General features: G+C 37.8%; 25 protein-coding genes. 16 read left to right on the top strand and 9 right to left on the bottom strand.

Going from position 1 to position 22,776, the window contains the following annotated elements; all coding sequences use genetic code 11:
• Positions 1-113: 113 nt before the first annotated feature.
• A complete protein-coding gene (locus CD001_RS10645; protein ID WP_096187664.1) occupies positions 114-893 on the bottom strand; it encodes a response regulator transcription factor in 780 nt (259 codons plus the stop codon).
• Positions 890-2,647 (bottom strand): cache domain-containing sensor histidine kinase, encoded by a 1,758-nt coding sequence (locus tag CD001_RS10650; protein ID WP_257009780.1) that lies wholly within the window; start codon positions 2,645-2,647, stop codon positions 890-892. Before CD001_RS10650 ends, CD001_RS10645 begins: the two co-directional genes overlap by 4 nt.
• Positions 2,648-3,319: 672 nt before the next feature.
• Here CD001_RS10650 and CD001_RS27295 point away from each other — a divergent pair.
• From CD001_RS27295 to CD001_RS10675, 6 genes are all read left to right on the top strand, one after another.
• Positions 3,320-3,394: a TetR family transcriptional regulator gene (locus CD001_RS27295; protein ID WP_096190561.1), complete on the top strand. Its 75-nt coding sequence runs from the start codon at positions 3,320-3,322 to the stop codon at positions 3,392-3,394.
• 17 nt (positions 3,395-3,411) lie between these two features.
• Entirely contained in the window at positions 3,412-3,573 is a 162-nt protein-coding gene (locus CD001_RS26380; protein ID WP_179298700.1) for a hypothetical protein, read from the top strand.
• A 269-nt stretch (positions 3,574-3,842) separates the two neighbouring features.
• Positions 3,843-4,427, top strand: coding sequence for a GNAT family N-acetyltransferase (locus tag CD001_RS10660; RefSeq protein ID WP_218839250.1), 585 nt, complete (start codon positions 3,843-3,845; stop codon positions 4,425-4,427).
• A gap of 419 nt (positions 4,428-4,846) precedes the next feature.
• Positions 4,847-6,397 carry a BCCT family transporter gene (locus CD001_RS10665; protein ID WP_096187666.1) on the top strand — a complete coding sequence of 517 codons (1,551 nt, stop codon included), beginning with the start codon at positions 4,847-4,849 and terminating at the stop codon, positions 6,395-6,397.
• Positions 6,398-7,093, top strand: a complete 696-nt coding sequence (locus CD001_RS10670) for a TetR/AcrR family transcriptional regulator (RefSeq protein WP_096187668.1) — start codon at positions 6,398-6,400, stop codon at positions 7,091-7,093. It abuts the gene before it with no gap.
• A 26-nt stretch (positions 7,094-7,119) separates the two neighbouring features.
• Entirely contained in the window at positions 7,120-9,171 is a 2,052-nt protein-coding gene (locus CD001_RS10675; RefSeq protein WP_096187670.1) for a CocE/NonD family hydrolase, read from the top strand.
• 147 nt (positions 9,172-9,318) lie between these two features.
• On the opposite strand, the gene CD001_RS10680 is transcribed toward CD001_RS10675, so the two are convergent.
• Positions 9,319-10,644, bottom strand: coding sequence for a short-chain fatty acid transporter (locus CD001_RS10680; protein WP_096187672.1), 1,326 nt, complete (start codon positions 10,642-10,644; stop codon positions 9,319-9,321).
• Between the two features lie 230 nt (positions 10,645-10,874).
• Between CD001_RS10680 and CD001_RS26385 the strand changes: the two genes are divergently transcribed.
• Both CD001_RS26385 and CD001_RS26390 read left to right on the top strand, forming a co-directional pair.
• Positions 10,875-11,048, top strand: a complete 174-nt coding sequence (locus CD001_RS26385) for a hypothetical protein (RefSeq protein ID WP_179298701.1) — start codon at positions 10,875-10,877, stop codon at positions 11,046-11,048.
• A 52-nt stretch (positions 11,049-11,100) separates the two neighbouring features.
• Positions 11,101-11,238, top strand: coding sequence for a hypothetical protein (locus tag CD001_RS26390; RefSeq protein ID WP_179298533.1), 138 nt, complete (start codon positions 11,101-11,103; stop codon positions 11,236-11,238).
• A gap of 159 nt (positions 11,239-11,397) precedes the next feature.
• On the opposite strand, the gene CD001_RS10685 is transcribed toward CD001_RS26390, so the two are convergent.
• Entirely contained in the window at positions 11,398-11,619 is a 222-nt protein-coding gene (locus CD001_RS10685; protein WP_096187674.1) for a group-specific protein, read from the bottom strand.
• Between the two features lie 35 nt (positions 11,620-11,654).
• Positions 11,655-12,446 carry a formate dehydrogenase accessory sulfurtransferase FdhD gene (fdhD, locus tag CD001_RS10690; protein WP_096187676.1) on the bottom strand — a complete coding sequence of 264 codons (792 nt, stop codon included), beginning with the start codon at positions 12,444-12,446 and terminating at the stop codon, positions 11,655-11,657.
• Between the two features lie 517 nt (positions 12,447-12,963).
• Here fdhD and CD001_RS10695 point away from each other — a divergent pair.
• The 6 genes from CD001_RS10695 (at position 12,964) to CD001_RS26900 (ending at position 19,030) form a co-directional block, all read left to right on the top strand.
• Positions 12,964-14,229, top strand: a complete 1,266-nt coding sequence (locus CD001_RS10695) for an L-lactate MFS transporter (RefSeq protein ID WP_096187678.1) — start codon at positions 12,964-12,966, stop codon at positions 14,227-14,229.
• 64 nt (positions 14,230-14,293) lie between these two features.
• Entirely contained in the window at positions 14,294-14,659 is a 366-nt protein-coding gene (locus CD001_RS10700; protein ID WP_096187679.1) for a DUF2294 domain-containing protein, read from the top strand.
• A 134-nt stretch (positions 14,660-14,793) separates the two neighbouring features.
• Positions 14,794-17,142, top strand: a complete 2,349-nt coding sequence (locus CD001_RS10705) for an FdhF/YdeP family oxidoreductase (RefSeq protein WP_096187681.1) — start codon at positions 14,794-14,796, stop codon at positions 17,140-17,142.
• A gap of 374 nt (positions 17,143-17,516) precedes the next feature.
• Complete coding sequence (locus CD001_RS10710; RefSeq protein WP_096187683.1) at positions 17,517-18,068, top strand: class I SAM-dependent methyltransferase; 552 nt, start codon at positions 17,517-17,519, stop codon at positions 18,066-18,068.
• Between the two features lie 15 nt (positions 18,069-18,083).
• On the top strand, positions 18,084-18,635 hold the full coding sequence (locus CD001_RS10715) for a DUF402 domain-containing protein (RefSeq protein ID WP_096187685.1): 552 nt from the start codon (positions 18,084-18,086) through the stop codon (positions 18,633-18,635).
• Between the two features lie 263 nt (positions 18,636-18,898).
• Positions 18,899-19,030: a hypothetical protein gene (locus CD001_RS26900; protein WP_257009781.1), complete on the top strand. Its 132-nt coding sequence runs from the start codon at positions 18,899-18,901 to the stop codon at positions 19,028-19,030.
• 38 nt (positions 19,031-19,068) lie between these two features.
• On the opposite strand, the gene CD001_RS26395 is transcribed toward CD001_RS26900, so the two are convergent.
• The 4 genes from CD001_RS26395 to CD001_RS10730 form a co-directional block, all read right to left on the bottom strand.
• Complete coding sequence (locus CD001_RS26395; protein ID WP_179298702.1) at positions 19,069-19,212, bottom strand: hypothetical protein; 144 nt, start codon at positions 19,210-19,212, stop codon at positions 19,069-19,071.
• Between the two features lie 27 nt (positions 19,213-19,239).
• Positions 19,240-19,500, bottom strand: coding sequence for a hypothetical protein (locus tag CD001_RS10720; RefSeq protein WP_257009782.1), 261 nt, complete (start codon positions 19,498-19,500; stop codon positions 19,240-19,242).
• Between the two features lie 134 nt (positions 19,501-19,634).
• Positions 19,635-20,093 (bottom strand): GyrI-like domain-containing protein, encoded by a 459-nt coding sequence (locus CD001_RS10725; RefSeq protein ID WP_096187686.1) that lies wholly within the window; start codon positions 20,091-20,093, stop codon positions 19,635-19,637.
• A gap of 55 nt (positions 20,094-20,148) precedes the next feature.
• Positions 20,149-21,066, bottom strand: a complete 918-nt coding sequence (locus CD001_RS10730; RefSeq protein ID WP_096187688.1) for an AraC family transcriptional regulator — start codon at positions 21,064-21,066, stop codon at positions 20,149-20,151.
• A 236-nt stretch (positions 21,067-21,302) separates the two neighbouring features.
• Between CD001_RS10730 and CD001_RS10735 the strand changes: the two genes are divergently transcribed.
• Positions 21,303-21,761 carry a DinB family protein gene (locus CD001_RS10735; RefSeq protein WP_096187689.1) on the top strand — a complete coding sequence of 153 codons (459 nt, stop codon included), beginning with the start codon at positions 21,303-21,305 and terminating at the stop codon, positions 21,759-21,761.
• A 160-nt stretch (positions 21,762-21,921) separates the two neighbouring features.
• Positions 21,922-22,476 carry a putative glycolipid-binding domain-containing protein gene (locus tag CD001_RS10740; RefSeq protein WP_096187691.1) on the top strand — a complete coding sequence of 185 codons (555 nt, stop codon included), beginning with the start codon at positions 21,922-21,924 and terminating at the stop codon, positions 22,474-22,476.
• Positions 22,477-22,776 lie beyond the last annotated feature (300 nt).

Genomic DNA, 22,776 nt, shown 5'->3' on the forward strand with positions numbered 1-22,776 from the left:
GTAATTTCCCCCTTAATTTAGTGTTATCCATAGTATAGCAATGGGGTTTTATTTCAGTAAGGTCACATTGATTGGTCAAAATACCACTTTTATCAGAAAATTGTAAAAAGAAATCAGGGTGAGTTTGATCCTTCTTTTCGGTATTTACTAGGTGTGAGACCTTCATTTTCTTTAAAAATCTTAATAAAGTATTTGGCAGTCTGATAGCCGCATTTTTCTGCAATATTACTTATAGGAAGCTGTGTGGATATGAGCAGATGCTTCGCGTGTTGCAATCTTTTTCGAATGAGATATTCACTGAAAGTCATTTCTGTCTTTTCTTTAAAAAGGACACTAAAATAACTCGGATTTAAATGAACAATTTTTGCTACATCTTTTAAGCTGATTTTTTCATGTAAATGGTCATTAATGTAAGTAATCGCTTCTTTTACAGGATCAGAAGGGTTTTTGTCTGTATCGATCGAGTAAATATCGCGATCAAGAACTTTTTCTGCTTGTACATGTCGATCTTTTTGGTCAATAACTTTGAACGCATTTTCAACAGCAGTAATCAGTTTTTCTTTTTTTACGGGCTTCAGTAAATACGTCATCACGCCGAGCTCGAGAGCCTGATGCGCATAATCGAACTCGGAGTATGCAGAGATGATAATAAAAACAGGTTTCCGATCCATAGTAGCGATGGTTTCAATTAAATTAAGGCCGGTCATTTCTGGCATACGAATATCGGTGATGAGCAAATCGATATGTTCATCAGCTAAAATTGTTATCGCTTCGTGGGCACTTTTTGCTGTTTTGATATATAACAGACTGTTGGACCATGATTCTAACGTTCGTTTCAATCCTTTTCTAGAGCGAGGTTCGTCATCAACAATGAGGACAGTTTTATTAATCACTGCTGCACCCCTCCTTTTTTAGGGATTATCATTGTAACGGTCGTTCCGACTGTCAATTGACTGTCGATCTGTATTTTCGTTTTCGGAAATTGACTGTAAGTTAAGTCAAGGCGTTGTTGAATGTTCATCATCGCTAGACCACTTCCTTTAGAAGGTGACCCCATTTTTGTTTTTAATGATTGTTTAAGCTTTCTTTTTGTTAACTCATCCATTCCTTGACCGTCATCTTTTACAACGATTTGAATATATTCAGGGTATTTAGACTGACATATTTGAACGTGAACATTTCCTCTTCCGAGCTTATTTCCAATTCCATGTAAAAGTGCGTTTTCGACGATTGGCTGAATGAGAAGTCTCGGAATGTCTACATTTTCATAACGCTCGTCCAGATCAATTTTCCAAGAAAAGCCGTTTTCAAAACGTAGCTTCATAATTTGCATATATCGCTCAATATGGTCGATTTCTTCGTGTAATTTTACCCAGTCTTGATCTTGAAGATCAGTAATTGTATAGCGAAATAAGTCTGATAATGCAATAACGATATCAGCAAGCTTTTCGTCTTTTTCTTCTAATGACCAATATAAAGCTTCTAACGTATTAAATAAGAAATGCGGGTTTATTTGTGCTTGAAGTGCTTTTAGCTCAGTACGGCTTCTCGTTAATTCTTTTTCATAAACGACCTCAATCAAATAATTCGTCGTTTCAACGAGCTGGTTATATGTGTCATTTAATTCATTAATTTCATTAGTGGATGATATTTTCGGACTTTCTTTCAATGCACCTAGTTTTCCGAAGCGCATCGTATGGGTTAGACGTTGAATCGGTTTTGTAATATACGTTGATAAAAAATAGGTTGCAATAATAAAAATGAGTAGTCCGACTGTACCTGCGATTAAGATGGCAGTTCCGATTCCAGATATACCTTGGGTCAACGAATGAACAGGTGTATAAGTAATGAGAGACCAACCGGAATGGTTTGAAGTCGTTTCGACCTTTATAAATTGACTGCCATTTATCATAACAACTTGATCTTCGTCGTCTTGTTCAATTTCTCCGATAAGCTCTACAGGCATGTTCGTTGTGATCATCTCGCCTTGCTGGTCGAGAAGTTCGACATATTCGTTCTCCATATCAATTTGTCCATGATCCCCACGCAATTCAAAGTAGTTATCAGCGATTTTCGTTACTAAATAGCCACCGTGGGTAAATTCTGTGTCAAGAAGATTAATCTTTTTTATCGTTAAAAAAGAATTCGGGTCTATCGGGTCTCTTCCTGCCCACACAACGCGACCGTTTGCTTCTTCGGCAGCGGTAATCCATTCGCGATCAATTCTTGATGATAAGGGAAGTTCATTTAATGGAAACAAACGACGATAATCAGTGAAATAAAGCTCGATGGAAGGGATGCCAGTCGTATATGCTTGGTAATTATTTATCACTTGATTCATTAATTGACGTTCTTCAAATGACGAACGGTCTCCGTTCACTTCCTCATAAAGGAGATTTTGAATATAAGAATTTGTACTAATTAAACTCGTAACCATTTCGATTGTTTCAAATTGTGATTCGACACGTCCGAGTGCTTCAATCGCTGTCTGTTCAATTTGTTTTTCTGCATTATCTTTCAAAATATCCGTTACGAGATTGTATGTAATGATTCCTACTGAGACTAATACGAGTATCATCGCTGTAACAAATATGACGAGAATCTGATTCCGTAATGTGTTCCATTCTTTCAACTTCGCTTTGAGCAACGATGCACCTCCTCATGACATACGTCCTATTTATTAGTTTAATCACTAAACATACTCGTTGACAAGTGCCAATCACTTCCCGGAATTTGTCGAATTCAAGTACCTTTAATAACAGGTTGGGGAATATTATAAAATCGTGCTCAGGCTAGCATTACTTGAAGTAAGAATAGGTAATAAGGAATATAGTTCATTTAAGCATCGCTATATTAGCATGGATTTATCCAATTGAAAATTAATCACAAATGAACAAAATAGCAGACTGGTTAACACAGTTAGAAAGTGGATTATAAGGTAAACGACAAGCATGAATCGTTCATTTAATAGAAAAAATGGGAAAAGGCTCAAGATATTCTGACGCCCACAAAAATAGTAGAAGCTTATTTTGATCAGATAAAATCGCCCCATAAAGAGTTTGTTTTAATACAAGATGCAGGACATCTGGCTTATTTTGCTAACTCAGTTCAATTTTATGTAGGTACCTGTTTTTTGCAAAAGTGATGAGAGCAGATACTTGAATTTGTTTCATTCTTTCTGAACGAATTTTATCCGCCTTTTTGATTTTAGAACGGACAATTATGGTTCTTCCTATGATCAGCTTTTCATTCATTATTCATCTCGATGTAAATACTCATATTCTTGTGAATGGCAGAATTCGCTGAATAAGGCTCATGCATGATTGCTGATGAAACGGGTGTTAGTGAAGGACTCATTTATCGTTATGATGAATCGAAAGAACAATTTTTTTAAAGGTTGTAGAAGGGTTGATGAAGGAATCGAGTAGAGAAATCTATTCACTTAACCAATTAGACGGGTCTCCACTTGAACAATTAAAATGTCTTACACAGAAAATGTTAGATGAAAAGAATAAAACAGAGGTTATGCTCATTGAACAGGCAAAAAAGAAGATGAAGTACCAGAGAGAGTAACAGAATTGATGAAAAGCTATACCGACCAAAATTTGATTGAATACTTAGACCCACTATTCATAGAGGGACAGAAAAATGAGAATGACAACCCCCCTAGACTGATTAAAGGGTCTCATTGACTCAATGTATTCGCAAATATATACTTGATTTAATCAAAGGAGGAGATTAACATGCTCAAAAGTACAATTAGTAAAGGTGACCAAGGTAGTTCCGATAACTAAAATTGGTGGCAGCATAGAGGTGTCACCTAAATGTAAGGAGACATCTAATTGAGAGTATTAGAACAAACTCACGAAACTAAAAGACTAATTATAAGGTCATTTGAAATGTCAGATTCAAACGCTTTATATGACATTTTAAAAGATAGAGAAGTAAATATTTTCATTCCTTTAAAGATTATGACGGATCCTAAAGAAGCGGCTCAAAAGCTGCAAAATCATTTTGCCGTTGATATCAAAGAGCGTGATTACTATTTTGCAATTTGTTTAAAGGAAAATAATATTCCCATCGGATATGTTGGTGTTAGTCAAAAAGATTTACCATATGATTTCGGATACGCATTAAGAAGTGATTTCTGGAATAAAGGTATCACAACGGAAGCGGCTAAACCTATATTAGAGCAATTAAAGCAAGATGGTTTTTCCTATTTAACTGCAACTCACGATGTGAATAATCCTGCAAGTGGTAAAGTAATGGAAAAGCTAGGTTTTAAATATCGTTATTCTTACGATGAAGTATGGGAGAAGAATCAGCAACTAGTGACTTTTAGAATGTATCAACTAAACTTCGATGATTCTACTCCAACTTATGAAGGATATAAAGAAAAATACCCATGGTATGTCGAAGAAATTTAAACGGAGATGAGGACTTTAACACAATAAGGGCTACAAAAGTAACTAAACTTTTTATCGATTGTAAAAAATGGGTTTACGAGCTGTTTTGATCAAACATTATCCCAAAGTTACTTGAATAGTGTGTATATTTTAAGAGACCAATTACCAATTTGGTATGTCAACACTAAACTGAACAAATAAAAAATCTATTATTGTTATTAATGTCTTTTGACATTATTTTTTTGTGTGTTAACATGAACATATTCATAAAATAAACGTGTTCATTAAAAGAACAAGTTCATAATCAGGGGGAGATTTTATCAAAGGAGACTATTTATTTGCTTTAGGAAACATGAATTCGGCCGGAATTTCATTATTAAATATTTAACTTGGAACTTGGTAGTATACGAAAAATATATAATGGAGGTATGTGAAACTACATGAATTATTCTAAAGTGGAAAAATCTATTTTTTGGCCATCATTATTATTAATTATTCTTGCTACTGTTTTACTCGTTATTTTTCGCGAAACAGCAGGTCCAGCCGTTGAGAGTATGATGACTGAGATTACGTTTCGATTAGATTGGGCATTCGAATTTCTTACGATTGGTTTATTTATCATTTTAATTTGGCTAATGATAGGAAGGTACGGACGTGTAAAGTTAGGCAGTTCTGGCGATCAACCAGAGTTTTCTAGATTTAGCTGGGGAGGAATGCTTTTTTCCGCCAGTATGGGTACGAGCATTATGTTCTGGTCCATAGTCGAACCACTTTATTATTACACGGGTCCACCATTCGGGTTGGAAGGTGAATCAACCGCTGCTGCAGAATATGCAGTCAGTTACGGTATGTTCCATTGGGGGTTATCCGCTTGGGCATTATATGCATTGCCGGCAGTCGTCATGGCGTATAGCTTTTATGTAAAGAAAAATTCTTCCCTTAAAATTAGTTCAGCATGTAAGGGAGTACTCGGGAAGCATGCAGATGGATTCCTTGGAAAAACGATTGATGTATTAGTGATCTGGAGTATGATAGGTGGTCTTGGAACATCACTTGGCTTAGGTGTTCCGATGGTTGCCGCTGTTCTTGGAGATTTAATTGGTATTCAGCAATCGTTAGGGTTAAATATTGCAATTATCATTATTTGGACAATCATCTTCAGTACGAGTGCATATTTCGGATTGTATAAAGGAATTCGCAAGTTAAGTGACTGGAATATTTATATGGCACTCGGGCTTGCAATCTTCGTGATTATTGTTGGTCCTACATTATTTATTTTATCCTATTTTACAAACAGCTTAGGGCTAATGTTAGATAATTTCTTAATGATGAGCCTTTACACAGATCCGATCAGCCAAAGTGGTTTTCCACAAGCATGGACGGTCTTTTATTGGGCTTGGTTTGCTGCTACAGCACCGTTTATAGGAATATTCGTTGCGCGTATATCAAAAGGAAGAAGTATACGTGAGTTAGTTTTTAACGTTTTATTATGGGGATCAGTCGGTAGTTGGATCTATTTCGGTGTTTTCGGTGGATATGCGATGAATTTGCAATTATCGGAAACAGTAAACTTAACCGGAATATTGACAGAGCAAGGAGAACCTTCTGTAATTGTTGCAGTACTAAATTCATTACCATTACCGGTGTTAGTGTCGATTTTCTTTTTAATCCTTGGATTTATCTTTTTGGCAACATCACTTGATTCAGCAAGCTATGTAATTGCAAGTGTTGCTACAAAAGAGTTAGGTGATAATGGACAACCGTCTCGATGGCACAGACTGCTGTGGGGTGTATTATTGTCAGCACTTGCGATTAGCTTGACAGTTGTAGGAGGACTTAGTGTCGTCCAGACTTCCTCAGTCCTTGTCTCTGTTCCGGTTCTGATCATGTATATTCTGTTGTCCTTATCCTTGATAAAATGGTTAAAGAACAATGAGGAATCACATGTTTATATTTCTGATGAAAGTCAAGATACAAAAGGAAGTGTGTAAATGGCAGGGCGTAAAGACATTCAGCGTGCACGGATGTGGAGATATTTTTTAGATGCAGCAACAGAAGTTATTGAACAAGAAGGGATAAGAAATGTAACGATTCGAAAAATAGCTGACCGTGCTGGCTATACGAGTTCAACAGCTTATAACTATTTTAAAGATTTATCTCATTTGAAATTTTTCGCAGCAATGAGGTTTACGACAGCCTATATGGATGAACTTCCAGCTTATATGGAAAAGGGAAAAAATACAGTAGAGAAGTGGCTTTATTCTTGGGAGTGCTTCTGTAAACACTCCTTCGAACAACCTGAAATATATTCAGTGATCTTTATGGATAATCTTGGTACTGAACCGCAGCGGATGCTGGATGATTATTACAGCATTTATGAAGATGAATTAATTGGGTTACCTGAAGAAATACAGTCTATCGTCATGGAACACCATTTTGCTAGGCGAAGCGCTTTGTATATCCAGAGTGCTGTCAATGAAGGGTTCATTGATGAAAAAGATGTTGACATGATCGCTGATATGACATTGATGATCTGGAAAGGAATGATGAACACATTTATGAATGGCCGCCGTCATTATTCAAAAGAAGAAGCTGCACGACGTACATTACAATTTGTACATGAGTGTGTCATGAATGTTGTTCAACGAGATAAACGAAAAGAGGTTACCTATCAAACACAGATTTAATGTTTTGGGGGAGGATGAACACAGGTATGGTTTTTAACATCAAAGAATCTCAAGAAAGACATTTGATAACTGATTTTCCAAGGAAAGTAAGGAAGTGGGAGAATGTATCAATTCCTATGTCAGACGGTGCAAAATTATCGGCGCACATTTGGCTGCCAGAGGATGCAGATCAGAACCCGGTTCCAGCAATTATGGAATATATCCCTTATCGGAAAAATGATTTTACAGCTATACGTGATTCAGTAAGACACCCTTATTTTGCAGGGCATGGTTATGCAAGTATTCGTGTAGACATTCGTGGTTCAGGAGATTCTGATGGGGTATTGCTCGATGAATATTTAAAACAGGAGCAAGATGATGCATTGGAAGTGTTAAGCTGGATCGCAGACCAGCCGTGGTGTACTGGTTCTATTGGAATGATCGGAAAATCATGGGGAGGTTTTAACAGCTTGCAAGTCGCCGCTAGGCAGCATCCGGCATTAAAGGCAATTATTACTTTATGTTCTACTGATGACCGTTTTGCTGATGATGTTCATTACAGAGGTGGAAATGTGATGGCATCAGATATGCTTTGGTGGTCCTCGACGATGTTTGCTTATAATGCCCGTCCTCAAGATCCGAATGTTGTCGGAGAAAGCTGGCGGGAGAATTGGCTTAATAGATTAGAGAATACACCACCATTTGTCGAAAAATGGTTACAACATCAACGTAGAGATGATTATTGGAAGCATGGATCAATCTGTGAAAATTATGATGATATTCAGATTCCTGTTTTTGCAGTAAGCGGATGGCAAGATGGCTATACTGATTCAGTATTCCGATTACTTGAACATTTACCAAATGAAAGTAAGGGGCTTATTGGTCCTTGGGCGCATGAATATCCTGAAGTAGCAACACCAGAACCAGCAATTGGTTTTTTACAAGAGTGCATACGCTGGTGGGATAAGTGGTTAAAAGGGAAAGATACAGGGATCATGGATGAGCCGAAGCTCATTTCATGGATACAAGAGAGCGAGCTTCCTGAAGTAACATATGAGAAACGTCCTGGAAAATGGGTCGGAGACGATTCATGGCCATCAAAAAATATTGATGAAGCGTCATTATGGCTTACTGACGGAAAGCTAACTGATCATGTGATAGATGGTGAAGAGTATACGATTCCGAGTGTACAGGGACACGGCTTTTATGCTGGAGTATTTTGTCCATTTGGCCAGCCAGGAGATTTGCCTGCCGATCAGCGGTTGGAAAACGGGAAATCAGTTGTTTTCACATCTGAACCTATGAAAAAATCAATCGATTTATTAGGCCATCCTGTTTTTCATGCTGAAATCAGTTCAGATCAGGAGAATGCACTTCTAGCGGTGCGCCTTTGTGACAAGGCACCGACTGGCGAATCGACGCTCATTAGCTGGGGGATGCTGAACTTAAATCATCGGAATTCTCATGAGTTTCCAGAAGAACTGGAGCTAGGGAAGAAATATCAAATATCCGTAAAGCTAGACTCATTAGGTCAAAATATTCCTGAGGGACACCGACTAGAGGTAGCCATTTCTCCAACGTACTGGCCGCAAGCATGGCCATCTCCTAAACCTGTGAACTTAACGGTTTTTTCAGGTGAAAATACTCGCTTAGCATTGCCGATTCGAACAGCACAGCCTGAAGATAAGGAGTGCGGAAAATTTGATGTTCCTGAAACAGCGGAAGTGATAGACAGAGAGATCCTTCGAAAAGAAGAACGAACGCGTAAGGTTATTCATAATCCAATCGATGGAGTATGGACTTTGGAGGACTATTCTGATGAGGGGGAACGTCGGTTGCTCTTAAATGGAATAGAACATGGAAGTGTTAATAAAAATACGTACACAATAAAAGAAAATGATCCACTATCTGCACATGTAAAATGTGAATGGGAGTTAACAGTCGGGCGTGGAAATTGGCAGACGAAACTAGTGACAAATAGTGAAATGAGTTGCGATGAAGAAAGTTTTTATTTAGTGAACACAATGACTGCCTATGAGAACGATGAAAAAGTCTTCAACAAAACATGGAAAAAAGAAATCAAAAGAGAGTTTAATTAGACAAGTGCCAGTCACCTCCCGATATTTGTCGAATGACGTTGTGTGATAAAGGTTTATAGGTGGCTGTCTTAAAAGGGTGAACCTGTACTCTGCCAGTACAAAAATCTTTGATGGAGAGGGTTCACTGCTTTAGGACAGCCTTTTTTACTAGTATAAGAAGAAAATTAGCACTGTAGTTAATAGTCCAACCCAAATGGATAGTAAAATACAATAACCCATAATATTTCTTATATTTAGACCAACGACACTAAGAATTGGTAAAGCCCAAAAAGGCTGGATTAAATTCGTCCATGCATCTCCCCATCCGACAGCCATTGCTGTCATACCTGGATCTACTCCGAGCTGTATAGCAGCTGGAATTTGGAGAGGACCTTGTAATGCCCACTGTCCCCCTCCAGAAGGAGCCAATATATTTATAAATCCACCTGCCCAATATGAGAAAACATGAAATGTATTGCTTGTCGCTACTGATGCCATTCCATCAATAATGAATTCCCCTAATCCTGAACTGCCGAGTAAAGCAATAATCCCTGCATAAAAGGGGAATTGTAAGATGATTGGTGAAATAGAAGTTGCAGCTTGCTTAAACGCATTGGCAAATTGACCTAATGAGCGGTGAAAGAATAGCCCTGATGATAAAAAGAATAGATTAATAACATTCAAGTCTAAGTCTCCGCCTTTAGCAAAATGAGTGAAAATAAAAATTAACCCAATTGCTCCAGTGACAAATCCTAGTATCGGTGTTGTTTCTAATTTTTTTGCTGGTGTAAGATCGTTTTCCTCCAATACCGTCACTTTAGGTTCATTTATAGATTCTTTCTCCTTATAGGGGGTAATTTCTGATTTGTTTTTTGGGGACATTAAAGTAATGAAAATAGGCATAGTGATGACAAGGGAAAGGAAAATGAGAATCGTAGATGGATGAAAAATTGTCTGCGAGGTTGGTATGACTCCCATTATGTCAACAAGAAAATGATTACTCGTTGCGATAGTTAGCCCAATAGAGCTTGATAGACCTGCAGAGTAGAGAACGGTTGGTGCATAAGCTGAAGCAACGAGTAATGGAAAGTGTGCTTCTTGATTACGCTTGCCAATTTCACGAGCAAGTATAGCACCTACTACGACAGCTAATCCCCAATTAATATAATAAGCAAGTGAAGTGACGATAAAGATGAGTACATAAGGCTTTTTAGAACCACCAGAAAACGTAGCAATTTTTTGTAACCCACTACTAATGAAAGGGACAGAGGCTAAGACCATCCCTGTCATTAACAGCAAGACCATTTGCATCGTGAATGCTAAGTACGTCCAGAAACCTTCTCCCCATGATTGTATAAGTTGCACTGGTTCTGAAATGTTCATCAGCCACCCTGCTAGAAATACGAGCAAAGTCATGACAATCGCAATAACAAATGCATCTGGCAAGTATCGTTCCACTATTTGTGAAAATCGGTTTGCAATTCTTGATAACATGCAGATCCCTCCTAGTCCCCATTTCTAAAAATATATACAAGTATCCAAAAAGATAGAAGTGCCAGTCACTTCCCGAAATTTGTCGAACAAAACATCAAAAAAAATTGATTTTACACTTGCTAAATAATTCCTTCCGATCTACAATAAAATTAATCAATAAATTTTGATTTATAAATCGTGTTAAATATATCAAAATTTATTGATGAAAAATAAAGTAAGGAGGGATGATTATGTTAGACAGCGACTTATTTTTAAAGGCAGAAAATGAATACAGGCATAGCGAGTTAAGTCATGATTATATTGGAGCTAATAGAATGAGCTATGACCGATGGTTCAAAAAGTTGAAACGATTATTTATGAAAAAACAATCGACTCAACTGCAGATGCAGTGTTGTGAGGCTTAGAAATTTAAATTATATATCAAAAAAAATTGATTAATTAAAGGAGCGATGAGAGATGGGACAATTTATGAAGAGAAAGAAAGATCATGAAAAAGAGATAGGGTGCTGCGGAGTAGAAATTGTTGAAGAAAAAGAATGTGAATCAGAGGAATGTTGTGATTCAACAGACGATACTAAAGAATCATGCTGCTAAATCAAATTAAATAAGCAACTCCACAATCTCAAAAAGACGCTTTTTGTAAATAACTTCCAGGTGCCAGACACCTGGAAGTTATAGGGATTTATAGAAAGTTATAGGAAATATATGGTCATTTTGGGCTTCGTTGGTTTTGTAGTCACACTGTTTTTCAAGTTAAGTAAGCTTGTTTAATATTTCATTTCGTTCATGTTTCTCTTCGTCATTCGCTAAATCGTATTTCTTCAATGCGTGAAATACCTCGTTTAACACTTGTTGGTCCGGTTTTTTGCTAAGCAGCACATTGACAGCATCGTAAATGTGACTTGGCAGAAATTCTTTTTGACTTTCGAGTTTTTTACTTACATCTTCAAGAGAGTGGTCGATATTACAGGCCATTTTGGATTCCTCCTTATATTTTCAAACATTGATCATCAAGCTTGGATGATCCGTTCTGGATGAGAATAAACGTTAAAAGATTGTCCACGTATAAAACCGACTGCGGTAATATTTAAATCTTCAGCGAGTTCAATAGCTAAATCAGTCGGTGCAGATTTTGAAAGGACGATACCAACTCCAATTTTCGCTGCTTTCAACAAAACTTCTGACGAAATTCTTCCGCTAAACACTAGCACTTTGTCGCGAATTGACATGCGGTTGAGAAGAGCGTGCCCGTACAATTTGTCGAGAGCGTTGTGACGTCCGATATCTGTTCGAGTAATAATTAATTTCGACGCATCGCAAAGAGCAGCGTTATGTACTCCCCCCGTTTTTTGAAAAACATTACTTTGTTCCTGCATACTTTTCATGAGATAGATGCATTGTGCAGCAGATAACTTCACATTAGACCGAGAAGTTTTGGCAGTCGTTGCATCATTGTGAAAATAAAATTGTCTGCTCTTCCCACAGCAAGATCCGATAAAACGTTTCGAATATTGCTTTTGGCTCGTCACATGCTCGGCATGTAAGTCAACATAGGCGAAGCCTTTGCTTTCATCAAGCGTAAATTGTTTTACATCTTCCTTGAAACGGATGACTCCTTCAGATGCTAAAAATCCATATACCATTTCTTCAAAATGAGCAGGCGTACATACCATCGTAGCAAATTCTTCATCATTCACATAAATCGTTAGCGGAAATTCTGAAACAATTTCATCTGTTGTCGATTGAAAATTCTCATTTGTATATTTTAAAATTTGACGGCTGCTACTAATAGGATGTTCCATCGCGATCACTCATTTCTCGATCAGTTTGACTCATATATAAACATATTCTATTTTAATTCACAAGTCCTAATATATAACTAAATTCATAAAAAGTCGCTGGGACATTTGGACAATCCGGCTAAAAAATTTATTTTCATAGAGAAAAAGATTGAATTTTTCACAAAAAGATTATATGATTTATTGAGAGTTCACAAATCTGTAACATTTATGATGCGAGATAGCGAACCTGTCGTCGATTATAAATGTGGGAGATTCTTGAATATTTGTAAGCGGTTTTATGTTGGTCATATAGTAGCGAACCCTGCTTGAAACTAACCGACGCTTTCCTTTCACGTCCTGAATTTGGACATTGAAAGTACTAGCGTTGGTTTTTTGGTTTTCAAAAACTTTAGCACTGCAGGGTAGTAAAAAGTAGAAAAATAGAAAAGAATTATGTTTTCTTGTTCCATTCGTAAAGCGTTTTCATTGAAGACGACTTCTGTTTACTCAAACGAATACACAAAGAGGAGTGAAGAAAATGGGTAAAACAAAAAACAGGTGGTTAATTGCACTAGCAGCAGTAGGCATTCATATTTCTATTGGTTCAGTCTATGCGTGGAGTGTATTTACGAACCCACTCATGAATGAGTTTGGTTGGGATCTCAGTGCTGTATCGATGACATTTAGTATTGCGATTGTATTTTTAGGGTTATCAGCGGCATTTATGGGACATTTTGTGGAAAAGTATGGTCCCCGTATTTCAGGAATTGTTGCAACTGTCTTTTTTGGGATAGGGATGCTCGGTTCGGGGCTTGCTGTATTCATTGAATCATTATGGCTGCTTTACTTTACATACGGAGCACTAGGTGGTATAGGGCTTGGTATCGGGTATATTACCCCAGTTTCAACATTAGTTAAATGGTTCCCGGATCGTCGTGGGTTAGCAACAGGTCTTGCCATTATGGGTTTTGGTTTTTCAGCGATGATTGCAAGTCCAGTAATGGAAGCGTTAATTAACAGTGTCGGAATTGCGAGTACATTTATTACATTAGGAATTGTTTACTTTGTTGTTATGACCGCCTCTTCACTTTACTTGGAGCGGCCGCCTGAAGGATGGATGCCTGAAGGATTTAAACAACAAGTGGAAAGCGGAGATAAGAAACCAGCAACTGATTTGTCACAGCTAACCGCAAATGAAGCGGTGAAAACAGCTCGTTTTTGGTATTTATGGATGATGTTATTTATAAATGTGACGTGCGGGATTGCGATCATCTCGGTTGCATCACCGATGGCACAGGAAATCGCTGGATTATCAGCGGCAGCAGCAGCAACGATGGTCGGAATAATGGGTGTCTTTAACGGGGTTGGACGTATTGGTTGGGCTTCGATTTCAGACTATATCGGAAGACCGAATTTATATATGACATTCTTCATTATCCAAATTGTCTCATTTTTACTATTACCAAGTATTACACACGCACTTATTTTCCAGCTAATTATCTTTGTCATTATGTCTTGCTATGGTGGAGGTTTTGCTGCAATTCCAGCTTTTATCGGAGATGTATTTGGAACGAAACAACTAGGAGCGATTCACGGATATATTTTAACAGCATGGGCGGCTGCAGGAATTGTTGGACCGATTCTCGCCTCTTGGATTAGGGAAACGACAGAAAGCTATGCAGGTACATTATACATTTTCGGTGGAATGTTTATCGTTGCCTTTATCGTATCTTTATTAATCCGTGTAGATATAAAAAAGATCCGAGAACAACAAAAACAACAGCTCAAATCGATGGCGAGTTAGTTGACAAAATGATAGATAATTTAATACCTTAAGATAAGAACTTACAAAGGGATTGAAGAAAACGATGAATAAATATGAGGCTGAATTTAGTAATCTCGTGAGAGCCTTTCGAAAAAGGCATATGGGAAAAGGCCCGAGCAAAATTAATACAACGTTTTGCAAAAAGTGGGCTATTTGCGAAATGGAAGGCAACTTGTCTCCAGTCGAGAAATTTATCGCAAGTGCTGATGACGGTAAACAAATGCTCCGTTCTGCACGGACAGAGATGGTCAAGGATATGTACAGAAAGAATCACCCGGTCGAAATGGAAGAATTTCTTGGCTGCCACTTTGTCGATTTATTTGTCGATATAGATATTGAACGGGATTTCGGCATGTCAATCTTCGTTTTCGATGAAGACATCGAACAAAAGTTTTTGAAAAAAGAATAGTATTGGTTTGGCACTTGGCAGCGATCCTGCTTAAGACTTAACCACCGTAACAGTCTCCAGTACTCAATTTGTTGGAAACGTGCGGTGGTTTTTTATTTCAGGAATAATGGGTACATCATCAAGGAGTGAATAGCATGGGGAAAACAAAACATACTGGACCAATGAAATTAAGTAAAAAGCCCGACCCGAAGCTATGGGCTGGTTTATCACCGATGGGACTTGGAAAAGTGAAGCCGCATCATATAAAAGATACGATGAAAGTGGCATGGGAAAATAAAGATAACCTGAAGTATGCCTATCGTATTTTAACAGAAGGTGTTTGTGATGGCTGTGCACTAGGTGTATCTGGACTTTACGACCAAACATTGGCAGGACCACACGTTTGTACGACGCGCTTAAATGTACTAAGGCTTAATACAGCACCAGCAATGGACCCGAAATGGTTTGAAGACGTCGAGAAGCTTCGTGAGCTCGACAGTACACAATTGAGAAAGCTAGGAAGAATTCCGTATCCGCTTTCCCGGAAAAAAGGTGAAAACAAATTTACGAGAATATCGTGGGATGAAGCATTAGATCGAATTGCGGAAAAAATAAAGGCAATCGATCCTAAACAACTCTCCTTTTATTTAACAGCAAGAGGGATTACGAATGAAGTGTATTACACGGCTGCAAAAATGGCTCGTTTCCTCGGGACGAATAATATTGACAACGCATCACGAATTTGCCACTCGCCGAGTAAGACAGCACTAAAACGCTCACTCGGGATCGGTGCATCAAGCTGTAATTATAAAGATTGGATCGGGACTGACGTTTTAGTTTTCTGGGGATCGGTTGCAGCTAATAACCAGCCTGTCTCAACGAAATACATGTACGCAGCTAAAAGGAAGGGAACAAAGATCATTATGATCAACCCTTACCGTGAGCCTTCGATGGAAAACTACTGGATTCCTTCGATTCCAGAAAGCGCTGTATTTGGAACGAAAATTGTTGACGATGTGTACCAAGTAAACATAGGTGGGGACATCGCATTTATGAACGGTGTCATGAAGCACTGGTTTGAGATGGAAGAGCGCAACCCTGGATCCGCGGTTGATTATGAGTTCGTGAAAGAACATGTAAACGGGTTTGACAAACTGCGCGAACATATGAAAACACAAAAATGGGCGGATCTTGAAAAATCATCAGGGTTATCGAAAGAACGGATGTATGAATTTGCAGAGCTGTTAGCCAACTCAAAATCTGGGATCTTCATTTGGAGTATGGGTTTAACACAGCACCGTTTCGCAACAGATAATATTTCTCAAGTGGCGAACCTTGCAATGCTTCAAGGATTTATTGGCCGCAAGCACTGTGGTGTGATGCCGATCCGCGGACATAGTGGTGTACAAGGTTCAGGAGAAATGGGGGCAGACCCATTTGTCCTTCCGGGCAGTGATTTTGATGAAGAAAATGCGAAAAGAATGGAAGAGATTTGGGGATTCGACATTCCACGTTGGCAAGGTGATACCGTCGGGCAAATGCTTGAAAACAGTATGCTTCCTGAAGACCATGAACGGAAACTCAAGTTATTTTATACGAGTGGCGGGAACTTCCTTGAAACGATGCCAAACCCTGATTTTATAAAAAAAGTTTTGGAAAGTGTTGATCTCCGCGTTCATCAAGATATTATTTTTAACACATCGACGCTCGTAGATGCGAAAGAAGAAGTGATCGTTCTCCCTGCTATGACACGTTACGAGCAGCCTGGTGGCGGGACATCGACAAGTACAGAGCGGATGGTTTACTTCAGTCCAGAAATTAAAGGTCCGAGAATCGAAGAAGCACGTTCGGAATGGGAAATTTATGTTGACCTTGCTTCACGTGTTTTTCCAGAAAAGAAAGAGTTAATCAATTTTACGACTGCTCAAGAAATACGTGATGAAATAGCAGTTGCAAACCGGAATTATGATGGCATTCAGCATTTGAAAAATAAAGGTGATGTTTTCCAGTGGGGTGGAGCCTGGTTGTGTGAAGGCGGAGTTTGTCCGACTCTAGATGGAAAAGGAAACCTGTTTGCGATCGATATACCTGAAAATCGCAGAACGGAAGGTCAGTTTTACGTTACGTCTCGGCGCGGAAAACAGTTTAACTCGATGATTTATAGTGAAACAGACCCTTTCAATGCAGGAGACCGCTACGATATTATTATGAACGAAGGGGATGCATCAAAGCTTGATATTAAAGTAGGCGACCAAATTGTTGCTTATAACAAATTTGGTGTATTTCAAGGACGGGCGAAGTTTGAGGATGTAAGTTCGAGCAATATTGCTGTCTACTGGCCAGAAGGGAATGTGTTATTACCAAAAGGTGTTTATGAAGAACATGCCCAAATTCCAGAATACAACACCGGAGTTATTGTAGAAAAGGCTGAAAACTTCCATGCACAAAAAGATCAAAACTATGTAGAAAAACGTGTGGAAGACTTAGAGATGTCAACCGACTAAAAACTAATAAAAAATTAGCATTCATTCTAGAAAATTCCAATAATCCCCAGGTGCCAGGCACCTGGGGATTTCTGGTTTCAATATTGGGAGATTATGGATTATTTTGGAACGGTGTGGTACGTTATTAGAAAGTTTGCTGTCTAAGAATAGAGAAGTTGCGTCAAAGCATAGAGAAGTTGCGTCAAAGCATAGAGAAGTTGCGTCGAAGCAAAGAGAAGTTGCGTCAAAGTGAAGGAATCTTATGACGAATCTAACTCATGATATAAAAACTATTACTTTACATTTCTTGACTCGATTTTGAATAAAAGAAACCGAATAAAAAATTGATGAAGTAGAATTACATCTGATAAGTGAACTAGAATCACTGAGGGGGAATGGTGATGAAGGTTGTCATTGGCGCTGGACAATATAATAACAATCCTGGATGGATCCATACGGATGAAAACGAGTTAAATTTGTTATATCTCACTCAATGGGAAAGGACATTTGAGAAAAATTCAATATCGGCGATATTAGCTGAACACGTGTGGGAGCATTTGTCCTATGAAGAAGGTGTAAAAGCAGCAGAGATTTGTTATACGTTTTTAAAGCCAGGGGGTTATGTTCGCTGTGCAGTTCCAGATGGATTTTTCCGAGATAAGGCGTATCAGCAAACCATACAAATCGGCGGTCCAGGTCCGAAAGATCATCCGGCAGTCAGCCATAAAATTGTCCACAACTTTCAAACAATAACAAAGATGTTTGAGTATGCTAGATTTAATGTCCGCTTACTAGAATATTGTGATGAAAATGGATCGTTTCATATGAATAAATGGAGTGGGGATGATGGGGTGATTTTCAGATCGAAGAAATTTGACCCGAGAAATCAAGGGAATCAGATTGTTTTTCCGTCATTAATCGTCGATGCAGTAAAAAGCGAACATTAACAAGGTGGTATTTCGATGGCTCAATTAAAAAGGAAGTACGGAGATCGATCAGGGTGGAAGCGCGTTGTTAGAAAACAATATGCCCAACGTTACGTGGAATCAAAAGAGTATAAGGGAGATATTACATTACTAAAAATTGAGGAGATTAAAGAGCCATTGTCCGTAAAGTATGATGAGCAACAGGAAATATGTATTGCTAATAAAGGGTATATGTGGCTTCAGCATTTTCCAGAGAACGAAAGACATTCAGTTACGACAATGTTTAATGATCATAGTGAAATTGTTCAATGGTATATCGGTATATGTTACGAGGTCGGTAACGAAAAACACGTACCGTGGATGGATGATTTATTTTTAGATATTGTTGTTCTCCCATCAGGTGACGTGATGCTGTTAGACGAAGAAGAACTCGAACAAGCTTTAATAACAGGTACTATAGATAACCAGCTATATGATATTGCACAAAAAGAAGCAGAAAAGATCATGCATCTAATTCGTAATAGTCAATTTACTATACTTGAGTTAGCGAAAACACATAAAGAAATATTAACGAAAACATTAGAATAAATTGATCTGAACCAAACCTAAAGATTCCTTTCATTTGTCCGAACGATACAGTGACTCATTTTATGGAAAAAGTAATAGTACTTTAAATATTGGCTAGGTGTGAGTGATTTGTCTGTTATCGTAAGCTTCTCTTCATCTCAGTACGTAAAGTTTCATTTTGCAGCCACGATGTAAATTCCTTCTTATTATTATTGAATGATAACCCCGTTCCCAATGCTGATGTAGCTGTTATCCGCAAAAATGATTCGAGCGATCTGCGGTTAATGATAGACTCCAATGGGGGAGTAGCTTGGGAAACCGGTGAAGCAGACTATTACCTCATCCGAGTTGAATTAGAGGAGAATGAAACAGACTACGAAGCAACATTATCTTATGTTGTACAAGAGGAGACATAAAAGGTGGAGGGGAATATGCCTCTCCACCTTTTACATCGTTACTCACTATTTGGAAACAAAGCTTTCAAATCCTCTTTGAATTCTGGATGAATCGTCACTTGAGGACGAATTTTTTTGACCATTGATTCAGCCTCATCGATCGAATCAGCGAATTCAAGCTCTAGTAAAACTCCGATTGCCACACTACCTGCGCGGCTTTTCCCACCTTTTCAATGAAAGATCGTTGTTTCTCCACTTTTGTAAGCGTTAGAAACAAAGGTAATCGCTTTTTGAAGAGGTTCTGTTTGACCAGATGTGCCGTCGACTAAAGGGATATGAACCCAATTGATAGGATGGTCGTTAATAACACCTTCATTTGCTTCGGCACGGAGGTCAACTATATTCATCACATCTTCATTCTCTGTTGCCGCTTTGACACCTTGTACGCCGCACATAAAGATGTTGTTTAATAATTGTTGATAATCAGCCAACCTTCTCACTCCTCTAAATAATGATTAGATAGAACTTAACATCGTCATTCTAATCATATCAGAAAATTCATAGGAAGCTTTCATTAAAGAGGTTCTTACAAGAATCAGATCGATCATTTTTACTTCTTATCCAATCAATACACAAGTGGAAAGCAGACATCACACTCAGAATTAGTAGAATCCGGTTGGAACCGGTGATCATCATAGATTTCTAACCAGAATGTATTGTGATCAATTTTGTAAGAAGATTGGACGAGCAAATTTTTAGCAGTAACAACCGTTTCATTAAATTTTTCCTGTTTTCCTTTATGAGTAAAAACAGCATACGTTCGCGCAGGAATGATGATTGGGATCATCCCTGATGGTACATCACCTAAGTTTTCCACTTCTATTGCAGCAAAGTACGTAAAATTTTTCTCACGTCCATGGACAACTCCGATTGCTCGTTCAAGGTTTAGAACATTAGGGATTTCTTCTACACGTTCTTTAAATGTTTGCCAAAGGTCACCCATTTGTTCGAGTTTGCGGTAAGGGCCGGAAAGTTCAATACCAATTGCTAATATTTCTCCTCTTTTATTACATGAGAATTCCATCTTGATACCTCCTTGTTTTTTGGGGATAAATTCATTTTATCTGCTGTTTCCGTATTTATTTTGACTGTTTTTGCGATCCTTCAGGAGAGCTTTTTTCTTTTACAGGCACCCATATTTCCGTCGAAATATGATCATCCTTCTGTTCATTGCGTTCATCATACACTTCAATTTCTACACCAAAGTTTACATGATAGTTGCTTGAAGGAATCCATGAACCGTAAATGTAGTTGCCCAGTTTAGAAATATTCTCAGCAGAACCTTTATGTTGAAAAGCAGCATAAGTTCCACCAGATACGTCAAAATTGACAAAGCCATCAGGGATAGACACATTTGAAGATTCAACTTCTACACATGCTGTATAAGTAAAGTGTGATCCATCCTTTAAAGGGCGGCCTATTCCATACGAAATGAAAGGATTAATCCGACCCTCAACTTCATTCACTCGAGAATGGAAATACTCCCAAAGTGTTGGAATATCCATCTCAGTCGTGTCATTTCTATTTGGAGAACCAGGAATATGTAAGTTTGATAATTCAATCCCAACAACATGAAAAGGTCCTCGGCAAACTTTTTTTGGTTGGAGCTTATGGTGATCGGTATCGGAATCGAAAATATCGATTAGTTGATATGGATCAATGAAATCTAAATAAGGGGATGTTTTACGATATTTACCTGGAAGCACTGAAAAAAGCTGTTTAAATGCTCTTGTAAAAGCTTCTTGACTTTCATATCCATAATCATAAGCAATATCGATCATTCTTTTATCAGTTTCATTTAATTCGAAGGCTGCATACGTTAACCTTCGACGTTTAATGTAGTCTTTTACTGAGCAGCCAACAATAGATTTAAAAATACGGTGGAAATGATAAACAGAATAAGAAGCCTGACTTGCGACCTCTTCTAATGAAAGATCTTCCTTCAGGTGAGCTTCTATATAATCAATTGCTTTTTGGATCGATTGAATGTAAGACATTTTTTCCTCCTTAACATTGTGAAGAATTTATATTTAAATTATCATAAAATAAATCATTATGTTTGAAAATTCAATTATTTTTTCGGTTTTTAAGATCGCAAAAAAAATCAAAAATTCTCTATTATAAATCACTAAAATATAAATCAAATAAACAGATAGGAAGAAGGAGGGAACAAATGGAGTCTAATAAAGCCATTAAAGTCCCAATCTTTAAAGTATATTAAGGGGGAAGACAAATGGGAAAAAAGGATACAGTCATACTCGATCAAATGGATTGGTTAAGAAGATTAACATTACGTACAGTAAAAAGTGTCACAGAAAATGAGGCAAATATCATTCCAGAAGGCTTCCGTAACAATATTTTATGGAATCTCGGGCACGTTTACTTTGATCAATATTTATGGTTACAGTACTTAACTGGTGAAAAAATGCCTTACCATGAAGATTATGTGAAACTTTTTAAAAATGGGACGAACCCATCTCAATGGGAGTATGATCCCCCATCAAAGGAGATTCTTCTTCAACAGTTAGAAGAACAGACAAAGTATATTCGAGAGATGTTTCAAGACCGGTTAGACGATCCCTTTCCAAAAAAGTCTGGAATGAAGACAGTACGACATGTACTAGTCAGAACACTTATGCATGAATCGATGCATTTAAATACAATAAAATCATACAAAAAGTTAATCAAATAACTCCATGACTTGGATATCTATAATCTAACGATATTTTAACATTCAAAAACAATGGATTCCTGTTTTTAGGTGTCAGGTTTTAATGTCACGGATACCGGAGTGCCAGACACAAAACCTACTTGACTCGCTTAAATTGCATTTATAAAAGGAGGGGGAATATTTGCAACAAATAGAAATCATTTGGGAGAACATAGAGAACTTCGGATGTGAGTATTTTAAAATGGAGAAAGATGAGGATCAGTTAATTGGGAAAGGAACTATCATTAGCTTAGAAAAAAATAAGCCATATAAGGTGATGTATCAAATTTTCTTAGATCGTAATTGGCAAACAAGGAAGCTGGACATTCATGTAGATGATGAAAAGAAGTTGACGATTACGAGTGATGGAATGGGAACTTGGTTAAATGAGCAAGGTGAGCAAATGAGTCAACTTTTTGGTGCGGTCGATGTTGATATTTCAGCGACTCCTTTTTCCAATACATTACCGATAAATAGAGAAAAATGGGACCTTGGAGAGAAAAAAGATTTCAATATGGTCTATATTCATGTACCATCATTGGAGACTCAACTCATTCCTCAAAGTTACACGTTTGTTTCTAACGAAGGAAATAAGCGGTTGTTTCAATATAAATGTAGGGACTTTCAATCCTATATTGAGATTGATGAACATGGATATGTTTTAAAATATCCCGATCTGTTTTTTCGACGATATTAATGACAGAAGCGCTTTCCTGTAAAGTGTAATCAATAGAAAAGGGGATGGAAAATGAGTCAAGTCATCCCCCCTCTATTGTTTATATATATAGGATGTTCAAAAAGTCCGGGAAAAATATCTTTCGTATCTCTGCGTTGACTCTCTCTCCGTTACTCACGTATTAAAACCATACGCTCCGTTACTCAAAACTTCGTCGCCTAAGGATGAGGATAATAGCAATGAGTTATCCGATGAAACGATCATAATGTATATTAGTATGTTTTATCGTGAAGTCATACGTCATCCGGAATGGTATAAAAA

It is taken from the genome of Evansella halocellulosilytica (assembly GCF_002335745.1).
Taxonomy (GTDB): domain Bacteria; phylum Bacillota; class Bacilli; order Bacillales; family Salisediminibacteriaceae; genus Bacillus_CA; species Bacillus_CA halocellulosilytica.

Bases quoted from the DNA above. Each gene is read 5' to 3' on its own strand.
- CD001_RS10735 (WP_096187689.1), top strand. From the start codon at position 21,303: ATGGGAAAAAAGGATACAGTCATACTCGATCAAATGGATTGGTTAAGA.
- CD001_RS10680 (WP_096187672.1), bottom strand. From the start codon at position 10,644: ATGTTATCAAGAATTGCAAACCGATTTTCACAAATAGTGGAACGATAC.
- CD001_RS10685 (WP_096187674.1), bottom strand. From the start codon at position 11,619: ATGGCCTGTAATATCGACCACTCTCTTGAAGATGTAAGTAAAAAACTC.
- CD001_RS10730 (WP_096187688.1), bottom strand. From the start codon at position 21,066: ATGTCTTACATTCAATCGATCCAAAAAGCAATTGATTATATAGAAGCT.
- CD001_RS10695 (WP_096187678.1), top strand. From the start codon at position 12,964: ATGGGTAAAACAAAAAACAGGTGGTTAATTGCACTAGCAGCAGTAGGC.
- CD001_RS10675 (WP_096187670.1), top strand. From the start codon at position 7,120: ATGGTTTTTAACATCAAAGAATCTCAAGAAAGACATTTGATAACTGAT.
- CD001_RS10700 (WP_096187679.1), top strand. From the start codon at position 14,294: ATGAATAAATATGAGGCTGAATTTAGTAATCTCGTGAGAGCCTTTCGA.
- CD001_RS10710 (WP_096187683.1), top strand. From the start codon at position 17,517: ATGGTGATGAAGGTTGTCATTGGCGCTGGACAATATAATAACAATCCT.
- CD001_RS26390 (WP_179298533.1), top strand. From the start codon at position 11,101: ATGGGACAATTTATGAAGAGAAAGAAAGATCATGAAAAAGAGATAGGG.
- CD001_RS26380 (WP_179298700.1), top strand. From the start codon at position 3,412: ATGAAGGAATCGAGTAGAGAAATCTATTCACTTAACCAATTAGACGGG.
- CD001_RS10665 (WP_096187666.1), top strand. From the start codon at position 4,847: ATGAATTATTCTAAAGTGGAAAAATCTATTTTTTGGCCATCATTATTA.
- CD001_RS26900 (WP_257009781.1), top strand. From the start codon at position 18,899: ATGATAGACTCCAATGGGGGAGTAGCTTGGGAAACCGGTGAAGCAGAC.
- CD001_RS10670 (WP_096187668.1), top strand. From the start codon at position 6,398: ATGGCAGGGCGTAAAGACATTCAGCGTGCACGGATGTGGAGATATTTT.
- fdhD (WP_096187676.1), bottom strand. From the start codon at position 12,446: ATGGAACATCCTATTAGTAGCAGCCGTCAAATTTTAAAATATACAAAT.
- CD001_RS10705 (WP_096187681.1), top strand. From the start codon at position 14,794: ATGGGGAAAACAAAACATACTGGACCAATGAAATTAAGTAAAAAGCCC.
- CD001_RS26385 (WP_179298701.1), top strand. From the start codon at position 10,875: ATGTTAGACAGCGACTTATTTTTAAAGGCAGAAAATGAATACAGGCAT.
- CD001_RS10725 (WP_096187686.1), bottom strand. From the start codon at position 20,093: ATGGAATTCTCATGTAATAAAAGAGGAGAAATATTAGCAATTGGTATT.
- CD001_RS10715 (WP_096187685.1), top strand. From the start codon at position 18,084: ATGGCTCAATTAAAAAGGAAGTACGGAGATCGATCAGGGTGGAAGCGC.